We start from the raw sequence: 15,258 nt of genomic DNA, 5'->3' as shown, positions 1-15,258 counted from the left end.
ATTTAGCTAACGTCATCAACGTAGTACCTGAAGTTTATAAACGGGTTCGTTCTTCCTCAGAACCGGTAGACCTATTTTTAGCCGACTTAACGGTTTTACTACCAAAACTGCGATTATAGGTGATACGTATCACACGTGGTTCGCTTCGGAACGTAACGCTCGTATTGATGTTGAGCGCGGGAATCGTACTGTTATACCGTCCAATATTGGTCCAGAAAACATCGCTCATGGTTAGTCGAAGTGTTCCCTGATCTTTCGGGAGAACTTTTTGTAATCCTATCGTTACCTGACCGTAAGACCTGGACTCATAAAGTCCGAACGTAGAAGGACTGACGTAGAATCCGGTTAGCTCAGCCGTAAACTTGTGCGGTAGGGTAAAGGTGTGCGACGAATTAAACTGTGCATTCCAGACCGTTTGGTTAACCGGCGTACCCTGATATTGTGTCGTTACGTTCTGCCAGAAGCCAGTCAGGTTATTCTGGCTTTTCCACCAATGAGTTAGCTGAACGGGTAGACTGGCTGCCAGAGAGAGCGTTTGACGATGATCAATATTTTCGGCGTAATAGAAAATCTGGTTTGTGGTCGCATCGACATGTGGCTGAAAACCAGCTATTACGTTCTGGTCATAACTATATTTCAGCGAAAAGACGTAGCTGTCCTTATACGTATAGCTCCCCTGGATCGCATCCGAAATGGTTGGGCGCAGGAGTGGATTTCCCGATGAATACGTACTCAGATCAATAAAGCTAACAAAAGGCGCAATATCGTTGTAGGATGGGCGGGTGATACGTCGACTATAGGCTAGATTCGCGGCATGATTCTTCGCCAGTTTATGCGATAAAAACACGCTGGGAAACAAGTTGCCATACTGCCAGTTGACCAAATTCTGTCCCTCGGGCTTGTAAATGTTGGTATGCGTGTATTCGTAGCGGAGCCCGGCCTGGATGGTAGTTTTGGTACCAAGGGGCTGTTTCAGACTGGCATAGCCCGCCAGAATTTCTTCGGCTAGCAGATAGTGCTGGCTATAGAACGTATCAGGTCGCCATAATCCGTCCGTCAGTCGATCCAGGGCGACGGCATTATCCAGACGTGTCGTTGTCGCTTTCAAGCCGGTTTCCAGACTCCCTTTGGTAGAAAGTGGAGCGACAAAATCCGTTTTAAGTACCCACATCTGAATCGGTGTTTTTTTGCTGATTCTGATACGTTCCTCTTGCTGACTATTGGTCGTAAAATCCTGATTGGTACTGGTGTAGCTGTTCGGGTCATCGTTGTGGTAATATAGCCGATCCAGGTCGATGCTCCATTCCTGCTTGTTTTTGAATACGTGGCGCAGGTTCAGGTTAAGCAAAAGATGTTGCCACTGATTCAGCTCCGTGTTGACCAGATTGGATTGCTTTGTCAATACGTTGTTGATAAATGTCGTCGCTTTATTGGGCACATTGGTTATCGCGTACTCATTGCTGAAACCCGAAACCAGCCCATTTAGCGTTGTTTGGGGCGTCAATGTATAATCGAAACCAAGCTTGGCGGTTTGATTGGTCATAAGCTGAACCCGGTCTGACCCGGCGTTGGTCGCCAGTACTTCGCCCGGTTGTTGAACAATTCGGTCATATTGCTGGAGGCCCCAGCTTCGATTCCGAGAATAGGCATAATTACCGTATAGGTTAAGCTTCTGACCGCGGTGATTGAGATTGAGCGTAGCCGCTGGACGTTCGTAATAGCCGTATCCGAGCGTTGCCGACAACGTACCGTTGGTGCCGTAGTTGAGGTTTTTCTTCGTAATAATGTTGATGATTCCGGCATCACCTTCGGCATCGTAGCGGGAAGGGGGCGTAGTGATAAGCTCGATTTTGTCAATGTCATTAGCCGACATCCCTTCCAGCATTTGTACGACAGTGGCGATCGGCAGTCGCGTGAGTTTACCGTTCATCATCACCAGAATACCACTTTTGCCACTCATCACCAGACTATTACTCTGACGATTGACCGTAATGCCGGGTGAGCGTTCGAGTACCTCAAGCGCAGTACCACCTGCCGAAACAATACTGTTTTGTACATTAACAACGAGTCGATCTACCTGCTGTTCAAACAAAGGTTTTTTGGTAACTACGGTTACTTCGCCCAGTGTTTTGGCTGTTTCACGTAACGTCAGATTAGGGAACGTAACGGGGCTGTTGTCGACCTGAACAACCTCTGACCGTGTGGATGCATAGCCTACCGCCGAACCAGTCAGCCGATACTGCCCCGGTCGAATGTTGGTAAATTCAAAGTTGCCGTTTTCCTGGCTGATGGTTCCTTTTACTAAACTGGAATCACGGGCATGAACTAACGCCAGACTGGCAAATGGAATAGGTTGCCCAGACTCTGAGCGAATAGCACCAGACAAGACGGCCTGGGCAACCGATGGTAGGCAATGGACGAGGAAGAGACAAGTGATGGATAGACTTGTAAAGAGGTTGAAACGTAATGTCGTATTCATTTGTAAGGGAGATTTGTGGTAGAAGGATGAGGATATGTCATTGATCTTGAACAGATCAAAGGTCGCCTAATAGCCAAAGGGGCACCTATCTCGTTTGAGACAAAGCCTATCCCGTTTAGGACAAACTGTGCAGGAGGGGTAAATTTTTGCTTATTTCTCCAGTAGAGACTAAGCTACTTTGATACGTTAGGGCCTTATTGAGATTGTAATAGGGGAATAAACCTAATCGAACGTTTATGTATATACGTTGAGCGTAGGCTTATTTGCAGGATTATACTACGTTGTGATAGCTGTCTTACTGCGGTAATTGAATAATGAATTCCGTTCCCTGACCTTCCTGACTGATAACCTGCAAGGTTCCTGTATGTCCTTTGGTGATAATGTCATAACTGAGCGATAAGCCCAAGCCGGTTCCTTCGCCCGTTGGCTTAGTGGTGAAAAAGGGCTGGAAGATCTTGGCCTTCACCGCATTCGGAATGCCCGTGCCGTTGTCCGACACGCGAATGACCACCTGATCGAATGCCTGCTTTGTACGAACCGTGACCGTCGGCTTGTAGTCAGCATCACTGGTTTTCTTTGCTTTTTCGGAAAGGGCATAGAAGGCATTATTGTAGAGATTCAGTAAGACCCGTCCAATCTCCTGAGGAGCCACAGCCACCGGTTCCAGCGCCGGATCAAAATCAGTAACTAATTCACAGTTGAACTCTTTGTTCTTCGCTCTCATGCCGTGGTAGGCGATCTTGAGATATTCATCGGCCAGGGCATTCAGATCCGTCGGTCGTTTTTCGCCGGATTCGGTGCGGGAATGTTCGAGCATGCCTTTGACGATGCTGCTGGCCCGCCCGCCGTGGTGGTTGATCTTTTTGAGATTGCTGGTCAGATCGCCGAGAATTTCTTCGGCGTATTGTTTCTCGTCGTCGGGCAGTTTTTGAAACGGCCCCTCCTTCAACTCGTCAATGAGTTCAGTGCTTACTTCGGAGAAGTTGTTGACGAAGTTCAGTGGGTTCTGGATTTCGTGAGCGATTCCAGCTGTCAATTCACCTAAACTGGCGAGTTTTTCTTTCTGAATCAGTTGAGTTTGGGTGAGTTGCAGTTCATTGAGCGTATTTTCCAGATTATCGCGCTGGGTTTCAATCTCTTCTTTTTGCTGCTCGATTTCATGGTTCAGTGTTTGCAGCCGACTGTTGATTTTCTGCTTTTGCCGGTTATTCCGATATAATACCAGCATCAGTACAAAAACAGAAATTAAAATTCCCACCGCTGTTATCAGCCACCACCGCTGGTTTTGATTTTCGGCTTCTTTTATCAGTTTTTCTCGTTCGAGGGCCGCTTTTTCCTGCTCGCTTTTTTGAATAATACTTTCTATTTCGGCCATTGACGAACGGCCAACCACGTCTTGCGCTTCGTTTGCCTTGACAAGATCATGGTGTATTTTGAGGAATTCATACGCTTTCAACGGCTGCCCCGTTCGATCGTAGGCTTCGGTCAACAGTAAACTCGTTTTTATGACTAATTCCTGCCGATTGAATGTGAATGAACCTTTATAGGCCTTTTCGCCGTAGACGATGCTTTCTTTATAATTTCCCAACGCTAAATAACATTGCCCTATATACAGATTCACAAAAGGATGCTCCTGTTGGGTATTTCGCATCACTTTCCAGGCTTCATTCGCCAAATGGAAATGAGGAATAGCTTCCTGAGGACGCCCCTGATACATAAGTATTTCCCCACGGGTTTCATGATGAAAAAAATTATTTTTAATTCCCCACTTAGTTTCTATTTCACTAACCTGGTTGATGTAACGACTTGCCTGGTTGAATTGCTTTAATTTAATCGTTACATAACTGAGGTTCATTAATATGTTAAGAGCAGTATAGGGATAATTTGTGATGTGCCCCAATAATGGGATCCCTTTGGTGTAGTAATCAACCGCTTTGCTGTACATAACCAGTGCATTAAATGTATAGCCTATCGTATTCAAAACTTCCACTCGTAATTGCGTTTCGCCCACTTGTTCAAGCAAGGTATTTGCTTTGAACAGGTACTCAAGTGCTAAACCGGATTTATTCTGAAGGGCGTGCCTGAACATGCGTCCCGCCTGAAAACAAAGCAGTGCTTTATCTCGACTATCCCTTGTTTGGGCAATGATGTTGATGACTTGTTTTTCTACAGCATTGGCATCCTTTACTTGCTTAAGTTCTTCCAAAACTCTCATTTTGGTTGTAAGAACAAAAAAGCCAGGAATAGGCTGACCAATCTTTTGGTAGAGCTGAATAGCCTGATCTGCATACGATAAGCAATCTTTATACCTTCCTGATTCTGCATACAATGTACTGATAAGCTGAAGGAAGATCGCTGTTAATTCGTTGTCCTGTTGTTGCCGGGCATAGGTAAGAGCCGTAGAAAGTTCGGTGCTGATTTTTTTGAAATCCAATGGCAATCCTTCAGGTACTTCCAGAGGATTAACGGTTTCTTTTTCGCCAATGCGCTCATAAAACCAACGGGTTTGGCTCTCAAAATAAAGCCAGTGCGGTGATTGTGAATTAAGAACTTCCAGGGCGCGTAAGTACAGACCTTCTCCTTTGCGGTAGTTGATTTTTTGGGCTATCTGACGAGCCACTTTGGCGTTTACAATCCCTCGTTTAAGTTGTATGTCATAAAAACAAAACCGAGCAAGGGTATTCAATAAATTAACTTTTGTCGTATCGTCTTTGGGGTGTGCATTTACCAGATACTGAATACTATCAAGTGAAACTGCCAAACGGGTAGCAGCAGATTGTGCATAGATGAATTGAACACTTAGAAGGGTAAGGAGAAGCCCTAAAACAGCGTTTTTCATGGAATTCAGCATCAATTTAATTGTCAACAGGATCAGGAAATGGATAATCAGGCGCCTTCCTTACACTGGCCATACGTAGAGCAAGTACAGCGAAAGCGGTCATTATAGCCACTTTTTAAGGTTAATCATAGTCCATCTACAAATGGCTTGAGCTTTTCTCTCAGAAGATTGAAATCGAGTGGCTTACTCAGAAAATCATTGGCGCCATTGGCCATTGCCTGCTGGTAGTTAGGCGAATTGCCATAGGCTGTAATCATCATGATGACGGGGGGAGGAGGTAGCGGATACTGCGACCGGACACGCCGAAGTAACTCCAGTCCACTCATACCCGGCATATTGATATCCGACAAAATGAGTATTTCCTTACTACCTTGTCTATCCAGGTAATCTAGTGCCTCCTGAGCCGAATGAGCAAAAGCAATCTGAATGGCTTGCGTACGAATTTCCCGGCGGAATCGCTGAAGAAACAGTTCTTTAATGTCAAGTTCGTCGTCGACAACTAAGATGGTCATAAAAGAAAAAGCTTACGCTGTAATTTGATTACTAATTGAAGAGATAATACAGGTAGATCGTAAAGGTCACTCCCTGCATGGAGGTGCATTCCGCCATGCCCTTTGGTTTATGCAAAGGTTGGTCCGCCATTACCATCAGATAAAGCGGTTAGCCGATCAGTTCTGAAATAGATTCAACCTGATCGGCTAACCGCAATTAATCACCCTACTAACTCGCGTTACGTTAGAGCATCAATCGTAATTTTGATGACGGTAACGGCAGTCGCAGTCGGGAGTTAATTCGCGGGACGATCTTTTTGGCTGATCCCGCTGTCGACAACGTAACGGTATGGTTCTGGCTGATAATCACTTGGTCTGTCAACAAAGGCAATCGCATCAAATCCCACGTAGCAGGGTCTTCCCAGTTACCGGTGCGAACGCTGGTAATTATATCCGGATTGGTCAGCGGGTCGTCATTCAGAATAACTGCCGTTACCGACGAAGCCGCACTAATGCTGTAATTTCCTCCTTCAAGAAGATTGATCAGCACTGTTTCGTCAGGCTCGTAAATGGCGTCATTAATCGACGTAATGAGCAACGTAGCAGACGTAGCACCACTTGGAATCATGATGGTGCCAAGCGCTCCGTTTATACTCGCCGACAGGGGTTGACTGCCTGCCGACGTAGCGGTATAGTCGGTGCCGAACGTAGCGGTACCGCCCATACTGAAATTAACCAATACGTTATTCGTCGTTTGTTGCGGCAGCCGGAAAACAACCCGCATCGGCGTAGTTGCACTTTCTGAAATTGGGCTGTTGCTAATGGCCACCGAGAGCGAATTGTTTCCCGTTGCGGCAATTGGGCTACCCACCGCAAATTTCCAGGTATCTGGCGTCGAACGAACGTTGCCATATTGATCGGCCACGCCCGTTAACGTAACACTCATCACCTCACCCGCGTAGGGCGACAGGCTAGCCAACGGCAACAGCACAACCTGATTATTTGAGCATCCTACTGACACCGGAATCTGTTGACCATTCGATGCCCGCCGGACCGTAGCGCTGCTATTCGTGAGTCGGCCACAAGCTAGTGGTTCGTTATACGTAATACCGATCACGCTGCCCGGTACGTACGTATCATTCGCCGGCAACGTATTACTGAATCGTTCGGGCGGTGTCCGGTCAATAAGGCCATCAACTCGGGTCGAATACGTAATATTCGTACCGCCAGTGCCCGTGGGGCATTCGATTCTGAGACGTAGCGAATAGCCATTATCGACCAAACCACTAGTATTCATGGAAGCTTGTGTAATGCTATTACTGAGTTGACCGGCATTCAGACTGAAGGCATCTGTCCAGGTGCCACCACCTGTTTCGCGGTATTGTAAGGCAATACTACTGAGTGTAGCCTGCGTGTAGCCACCAATCTGAACCGGAATACGATTATTGTCGGCGCGAGTCGAAATCCAGCCCGTTTCGGGTGTAACCAAGCTGGCCGAACTACAGGGGCTTTGGAAGAAAGCCGACAATAGAATGGGTTTGGCAATGTCTCGTCCATCAGCGCCCAGATCAGAGTCGCAGCCATCAGTGATCCTGAACTGGAGTCCCTCAAATGAATAGACTGTTGAGCTGGCATTCGCAGGTCGTTGAACATCTACAGTTAAGATTGTCTGGCCTAAACGGTTCACTGGAACAGATACAGGACCTGGACTTCCGTTGATAAGCACTCTGGCTCCTCCCGGATTGCTACTTGACTCAAAACGAACTATATAATTCCGGCTGGCGTCGGTGGTTACCTGGCTACTATTACCCACAACAAGCGAGAACTGCGCTGTTCCAGTTACCGGAATATTCGTAATTCTTGTCACAGGAGCGTTGAACTGGGCACGATCACGAGCGACTGTACCGGGTTCTGCCGGGCAACTGGTTTCGCCCCCCAGCACCGAGAAAACGGGCGTACCATAGGCCGGATCTGTTTTAACATCGACCGTCACATTGTCGCCGGCATCGTCATCTTTCAGAAAATAACCGGTGCTGATTTCCTCTGTCTGGGTTTGAGTGTCGCTTCCTCCCGACTCCATTTTAAAGTTAACGGAATACCCACCACTAATTCCTGAACCACCAATCTCAAGACCGGCCGTAACGGCAACACCCACATCAATGTCCATGGCAAACTCAATTGCCGTTGATTTAGAAACAGAGCGGGTTACGGTTCTGCTGATTTCGACACCGCTACCGAATGTTCTGTTTTCCACAAACTCAGCTCGCTTCTTATTATCCTCATTGCGTTTGAGAAGCTGCTGCCACACACTTATCTGCCGAAGGGCTTCCTGCGCCGATACGCTGGTGGGGTTGGTGGTTATAATATCCTGAAGCTTCGGAATCTGTCGGTTTCGGATATCGTCATCCGTATAATAGAACTGCGTTTTAATGCCATTCGGGGCCATAATAATCTCTCTCGTCGATACGACACTACACGAAGTCGGGTTGACTGATATGACCGTTGCCGTTGTATAAAAGAAGTTAAGAGCCGCTCCAATGAATACGTCAGCAGCATCACCGATAAAGTCGGGCGACCCGGACGTAGAAATTTCGTCCTGGATCGTTGTCTTCATAATGGTTTCTCCACTTGAATTATTGCGAACGGAGGAGGATACATTCCCTCCCAACGTTCCCCAGACTTCATTCTCAATTTCTACCCCAATACCCGTCGAAAACTTGGTACCTAATTTGGCTTCCAGCCAGGTGTTTGCCGATCCGCCCTTAGCACTATAAAACGAAATGGCCCTCTCCTGCGTCGAGTTCTTACTCCATTTACTGAAGCTATTGTCGCCTGGTGGATCATGTAATACCAACATCGGTATTTCAGGCGATGCAGTTGTGTAGGTTGCCGTATCTGATTTTATGCCTGTCACAATAATTGAAGTGAGCAGCTCTGTAGCATCACGACCGTACGCATCCTTGTATTTTACATTAATCGTTCGGGTGTAGGGTGCAACAACATTGGGCGAACCAGGCGTAAGCGTCCAGCTCGCTACCGATTTAACCAGGTTCAATGTGAAATTTTCGTCTTCACCCGTACGTAATGCTGTCGTTACAGACACCGTGTTGGCCGATGTACTGGTGGTCGTGCTGGAAACAGGCGGATCTGGTACCAGACAAACTTTCCCACTGGACGTAATAGCTGCCTGATAAGCCACTATCGATAATGAATAAGGGCGAGCCTGTTCAATGGCCACTGGTGTTTGTAGATTACAGGCGGCAGGCAAACCCAAAATCGACAGCGTTGGCGGTACCTGATAATTGAGGTTGAGTGTTGTGCTGGTTGCTGTCGTTAGCGTCGTAAGGTCGCGGGTAAGTGAATCGGGATTGAGACCATTGGGCCCATTGATAAACTTCACTACTTTGTCTTCATCAACAGTAACCCCACTTGCTTTCGTAAAACTCACTACGGATACCTTATACTTTCGGGGCGGCAATGCTATAGTGTAAAAACCATTTTGAGTTTTTACCCGCTTTTTAAAACAGGCGAGTCGGGCCGTACTGTCAGCCGCTTTCGGCAATACATCGCTGAATTCCAGTTCGGCATCACCAATAAATTCATTACATCCTCCCGTAAATCGCCCTGTAATAGTGCGGACTGTCTGCGACGTAAAGTTCAGTGTATAAGAACGTTGCCCAGACGTTACTGAGATTGTCTGTGTAGCCGGCTGAAAAATCAGATTTTTATAAGCAGCCGATACTGTATGAGATGATGGGTCCTGTACAACCAGATCATAACGCCCATACTCACCATCTTTAAAACCACTCACACTCCTGTTAATGTAACCGCTTTTTTGAACTTCCATAGTTACATTATCGACTGGGCAACCTACTAAGCCCGTCTCTGACGCTGGTCCAGAAGTTCCGGTAATGCAATTGGTACAGGACTGGATAACCGAACCCGTTATTCCATAGGTAGTATAATCGGTGAAATTTACAATGGGATTAGCGTTGTTCTGGTTGAGCGTCGTGTCTTGCGCTGCGGAGAACGTATGACCCGGGAAGCTAGCCGTAATTGTAAATAACGAAGCGGTTACTGACGCTGGTACTGTGGTGTTACTCATCCCCCAATACACGGGAATCGTGTAGGTACCTACCGTCACACCAGGAGCGCCATAGCTTGTTAGTGTTGTATACGATTTTGGGCCTGCCTGACCACCTGCCAGCCCGGTCGTATTGCGAACAGCGGTGATCAGAACGCCACCGACGCGCGTATTACCATCCTGACTGAATACCGAACCCGAGATGCTGCCGACGGTATTCACCACCTTTACCGTCACCTCATTCGAGATTGCCGAAACACTACAGGCATTCGTGATGATACGTCGGAATTTAAACTCCTTTTCAGCCGAAGGCGTCGCCCCAGCGCTTAATGTGGGCAATGAGATAGTCAGTGTGTTCGTATTCGGAAGCGTAGTCCAGTTATAGGTGTTAAAACAACTACTTTCGCCCTGCTGCCAGCTATACGTAGTGGGTCCTGCCTGCGCCGAGCCGGATGATACGTTGGTGAGCGAAAGCTGTATTTCCTGTGGTGCGGGCACTAAAGGTGGGCCACTGATGCTGCCTGGAGAAATAGCCGTACTGGACGCTACAAACGTCAATATGTTGCTGTATAAGGGCAGATCAGATTCATTACATGTACTGGCTACACGCCGGTATTCAATGATTTGTCCACTGGCAATTGAGGTTGATACCGTCAGTGTAAGACTGGTTTCCCCACTAATTGTAGTAAATGAGCCTGAACCTCCAGACCGCATTTGCCAACTATATCCGCGAGGAGCCAGGCCAGCATCACTGTTGGTAATGGCGGGAATCTTAGCACCGACGCAAAGGACTTGTAAACCAGTCAAACCATTGGCCCTAATTTCTCCTGCGGAGGCCGCTATTTGTGCACTTTGAAACTCAACAGCGCCCAAATCTACCGCCGGCCCTGCCTGCCGGGTATTACCCGCCAGATCCTTTAAACCAATCAGCGCCGTTGTTGATAAGGCAGGAGAACTCCCATTCAGTACAGGTGAACACGGGAAAGTAGCCAGCGTTGACGTACTACTGAATGGACTAGTCGTAGTAGTTGAATTGTTGTTCGTGCTATTGTTATACGTAGTAACGGTATTATCGAACAACGACGACGTTGCCGACAGCGACGAAAAACCTGTGTCGTAAACGTGTATCGTATTACTACCTCCATTGTCGAAGACAATCGAGTTTTCCAGAAGGATGCGCGATTTGGTTCCTAAGTAAAAAGCCCCTCCTTCAGGAAAGCTACCCACAGCCCGGTTCTTTGTAAAGCTACAGTTTGTAAATGTTGGCCTGGCAAGCGCACTCGTGCTTGTACTATACACCTGTGACTTCAATACTCCACCCTGATTGGCAGTATTACCGACAAAACCACAGTTCCTGAACGTAGGCGATCCATCGAAGTTATATACGGCCCCTCCTTCACTGTTATTAGTAGAGCCTCCCGCATCGTTGGTAGACAGATTATTTGTAAACCAACAACGATTGAACTTGCTGATGGTATTCTGATCGCCACGACTGTTCAGAAAAACCGCCCCACCTTGTCCATCCTGATTGGTTCGGTTATTATTAAATACACAATCGTCAAATACTCCCTCATTGAGACCCGTATTTGCCAGATAAGCTGAATTAAATTCGTTTCTGCCAATAAATATCGCTCCGCCTGCATACTTCGTCGAATTGGCATCAAACGTGCAATTAGAACATTTTACTCTAGCCAGGCCATTACTAGTGGCAAATGACAACAGGGCTCCGGCGGTTGTTCGGCTGTAGTTACTTGTAAAGTAGCAGTTACGCAACGTAATAACCGCAGTTTGATTGGCAGGCGGAGTGTTGACCAATCCGCCACCCCAACTGTTGATACCATCTCCATCGGCCCGACCACCTCTGATCACAAAACCATCTAACGTAGTGCCTTCGGCCAATGCAACAGTATTCCGAATGACGTGGTAGCTGTTTTCGAGCGGGCTGTTAGAACCTTTCAATTCGCCAGATAACGTAGTAGATGAAGGCCCCGAGATCTGACGTTGCGATAGAGATGTTTCATCTCCATTAAAACCTCCGTAAATAGCCACTCCACTTTTCAACGTAAAGCTGATCGCACGATCGGTATTACCTTGTGATCCTGGTTTATAATTACCGCTGGCAACCCAGATCTGATCACCCGCGCTACTGGCATCGATAGCCTGTTGCAGATTGCCCATAGTATTTGTCCAAGATGAAGCAGTTGGGTCCAGTGTTACGTAGCGGATCGTTTGTGCCAGCGCGGGCTGGAAGGCCAGTATAAGCAGGAGCAGTGCAGGCAGAACTACCTTATCTGGGAAATAGCGGATCTGGCGATGGGTGTAGAAAAAACGCATAAGTTTTTGGGGAAGGTGAATAACTGAAATGGTCGTATTAATGCTCTAAATCTGCTCAGTTTCGCGCTTTTTATGGCGTAATGTAGGTCAGCGTTCCCTTTTGGATGGTAATTAACCTGAACAGATAAAGAGTGGCAGTACAGACGAACGTTGTCATGTTTTAGGGGAGATAAGAGTGAACTTGACTGATGTCCTGGTAGTGCTAGTAGCCTTGCGCTTTGGACAGGTCAAATATCTTTTGGCTCGCCTGGAAACACTGGTTCGTTTGAGCCAAAAACTAGTTCGTTTGGGACAACGTGATTGATGAGTGGCTTTTTCTGACTTTGCCTGTACGCCAATTTATCCTATGCCTCAGGAGTTGGTGATACCACTATAAAACGTTGACTACTTGGCTATATAGAATCGGCATGTAAGGCAGAAAACGACGACTTGCCATTGAAAAAATAATGCCCTGACTGCGAAAATCTGTTTCGTCTGAAACACACGACGGGTCTATTTATTAAGTACCCCTGCCCTGGTTTTTCTATAGCATTCTAATAACCTTATTTCCTACACAACTTTTTGGTCCAAACTGGAATCGATCAGATCGAACCCAAATTGATAGGATTTGTCTCAAACGAGATAGCCTTTACCAACTTTGACCAAATATCTTTGCTAAGAAAGGTGTAAATAAATCTGTCCTGGGTTTTTACGCTTTATTCCGATTTGACTGATTGATAAGAGGAGACACCTCATGAAGTCAGAATGTAGTGGCATCCAATCCACCCAATAGCTTATTATGAAATTCTTGTTAGCCCTGGTACTCGCTTGCCTAACCCTAACGTATTGTCCGGCTCAGGATACAACTGTCACCCTGACTGAGCGCATGTTTGATTCCAATCAGCTCATTAATCTATCATCAATGCGTGGATGGGTGTTCAAGGCAGGGCACAATCCGGTTTGGGCTAGTCCGGGTCTAAATACCGTAGACTGGTCTCAACGCATGCCAAGCACGTTATCCGTTCGAGATACCGACAAAACAGGCCGGGCCGAAGGGTGGTTTCGGCTCGCTATTCGACTAGACTCTACGGTTTCGGATATGCAAATAGGGGCCTTTAGCTTCTGTTGGGCAGCGATGGATTTGTATGTTGATGGGCGGTTAATTACGTCCTTTGGTCATACAGGTGCTGGTAGTAAACCGTATCGTGAACACTATCCGTATTATCAATCAGCCATTCCGCTCGAGTTGACTGCCGACCATGAACATCTGATAGCGCTTCATGTTGTCGATTATGTCTCTCCCTTCTCAAAGAATCAGTTGAAAGGCGAGTTGGAGGATGGAACGAGCAAAATAATTCGAATCGTTGGTCCAAAGACGTTTGATTGGCTGCAAAACAATCCCCGATTTTTTTTAATTTATTCTACCCTTTGGCTAGCTGTATCCTTCCTCTTGACTACGTTGTACTGGCTGTTAGCCTTACAGGATTTATATGAAAAGAAAACCATTCAATTGCTCGCTATCGGCGAGTCGTTTCTTGTTCTTTACTGTATGTTTACGTTGGGGGATGCCGTTTTTCAGCCTCCGTTCATTGTAGAAGTGATCATTTATCGATTAGGAAATATCTTTTTATGTATCGCTATTGCTTTCTTACCCATCACCCTATGGCGTATATTAAAGTATCCACCCTCCTGGCTAATTACTAGTTTACTCATTGGCATTTCGGTAGTAGGTGCTGGTCTAACCGCTTACACTTATACTAATTTATTCAGTTCTATTGCCACAATTTTCGAATTTTTACTCTTTTTCTCGCTGCTTATCTGGAAAAGAAAACAATTGCAAGGGGCTCAATGGGCGATAGTTGTAGGCGCATTTCTGACAATTGGCTTTGCGCTGAGCATTGCTCTATTACTCATATCGGGTGCCAATGACTTTAGCCCTTATATTTTACCCTTAGGTACAGGTTTCTTTCTGTCTTTACCCCTTTCTTTATTAGTTTATATTGTTCTACGCATTAAGGAAATCTTAGCCGAAGATCGAGCTAAAGCCGCTGCGGTAATGCAAATCACAGAAGAGAAGCGTCAGCTTCTAGCAACCCAAAACCAACTGCTTGAACAACAGGTCGAAGCCCGTACTGCTGAACTGAAAGCTTCCCAAGCCCAACTCATTCAAAAAGAAAAACTGGCTAGTTTGGGCGAGCTGACCGCTGGTATTGCTCACGAGATTCAGAACCCCTTAAATTTCGTCAACAACTTCTCCGAAGTCAGCGTCGAACTAGTCGATGAACTTAAATCGGAGTTAGCTAAAGGAGATGTGGAGGAAGCCAATTTTATTGCCAATGATCTGGCGAGCAACCTTAACAAGATTAACCACCACGGTGGGCGGGCCAGCAGCATCGTCAAAGGCATGCTCGAACATTCCCGCACCGAATCCGGCGAAAAACGACCCACTGATCTCAACGCACTGGCCGATGAATACCTCAAGATTGCTTACCACGGCATGAGAGCAAAGGATAATGCCTTCAACTGTGAGTTAGTCACCCATTTTGATCCGGCGCTGGAACCGGTGGCGGTGGCTCCTCAGGAGATTGGACGGGTATTACTCAATCTCTACAATAATGCCTTTTACGCCGTTTCAGAGCGGGCCAGACAAAGTAAGGATTCTGACTATCAGCCCACAGTAACTGTAAATACCAGGCGAGCGGGTAATAGGGTGGAGATTCGGGTATTGGACAATGGCACAGGTATTTCAGAATCGGTGAAGGCCAAGATTTTTCAGCCCTTTTTCACTACCAAGCCCACCGGGCAGGGAACCGGATTAGGTCTTTCGTTAAGCTACGATATTATTACCAAGGGCTATGAGGGAACCTTGAGAGTAGAGAGTCTGGCAGGTGAAGGGAGTACGTTTATTGTTGAACTACTGCAATAGAAAAAACCATTTTGACGTGTAATCTCATTTCCTAAAATGCCCGTTTCCCAAGACAGAAGATAGTTCTGTAGGCTTATATCTATTCAATATACTTAACAATCTCAAATTGGCCTCCCATGATAGGGC

Annotated in this window: 5 protein-coding genes; 1 reads left to right on the top strand and 4 read right to left on the bottom strand. The window is 46.6% G+C overall.

All coding sequences use genetic code 11. The features are described 5' to 3' along the window. Nucleotides 1–34: 34 nt before the first annotated feature. The 4 genes from ACYVF1_RS26945 to ACYVF1_RS26930 all read right to left on the bottom strand — a co-directional run bounded on the left by ACYVF1_RS26945 (nucleotide 35) and on the right by ACYVF1_RS26930 (nucleotide 12,227). Complete coding sequence (locus ACYVF1_RS26945) at nucleotides 35–2,479, bottom strand: TonB-dependent receptor (RefSeq protein WP_461084809.1); 2,445 nt, start codon at nucleotides 2,477–2,479, stop codon at nucleotides 35–37. A gap of 295 nt (nucleotides 2,480–2,774) precedes the next feature. Beyond that, nucleotides 2,775–5,318 (bottom strand): tetratricopeptide repeat-containing sensor histidine kinase, encoded by a 2,544-nt coding sequence (locus ACYVF1_RS26940; protein WP_461084807.1) that lies wholly within the window; start codon nucleotides 5,316–5,318, stop codon nucleotides 2,775–2,777. Between the two features lie 125 nt (nucleotides 5,319–5,443). Beyond that, nucleotides 5,444–5,830, bottom strand: coding sequence for a response regulator (locus ACYVF1_RS26935; RefSeq protein ID WP_461084805.1), 387 nt, complete (start codon nucleotides 5,828–5,830; stop codon nucleotides 5,444–5,446). Between the two features lie 223 nt (nucleotides 5,831–6,053). Beyond that, nucleotides 6,054–12,227, bottom strand: a complete 6,174-nt coding sequence (locus tag ACYVF1_RS26930) for an Ig-like domain-containing protein (protein ID WP_461084803.1) — start codon at nucleotides 12,225–12,227, stop codon at nucleotides 6,054–6,056. A gap of 778 nt (nucleotides 12,228–13,005) precedes the next feature. Here ACYVF1_RS26930 and ACYVF1_RS26925 point away from each other — a divergent pair. After that, on the top strand, nucleotides 13,006–15,132 hold the full coding sequence (locus ACYVF1_RS26925) for a sensor histidine kinase (protein WP_461084801.1): 2,127 nt from the start codon (nucleotides 13,006–13,008) through the stop codon (nucleotides 15,130–15,132). Nucleotides 15,133–15,258 lie beyond the last annotated feature (126 nt).

This window comes from Spirosoma flavus, from assembly GCF_054778555.1.
Note: the sequence above shows the minus strand (reverse complement) of the source record. Positions and strands in the feature narration are given on the sequence as shown.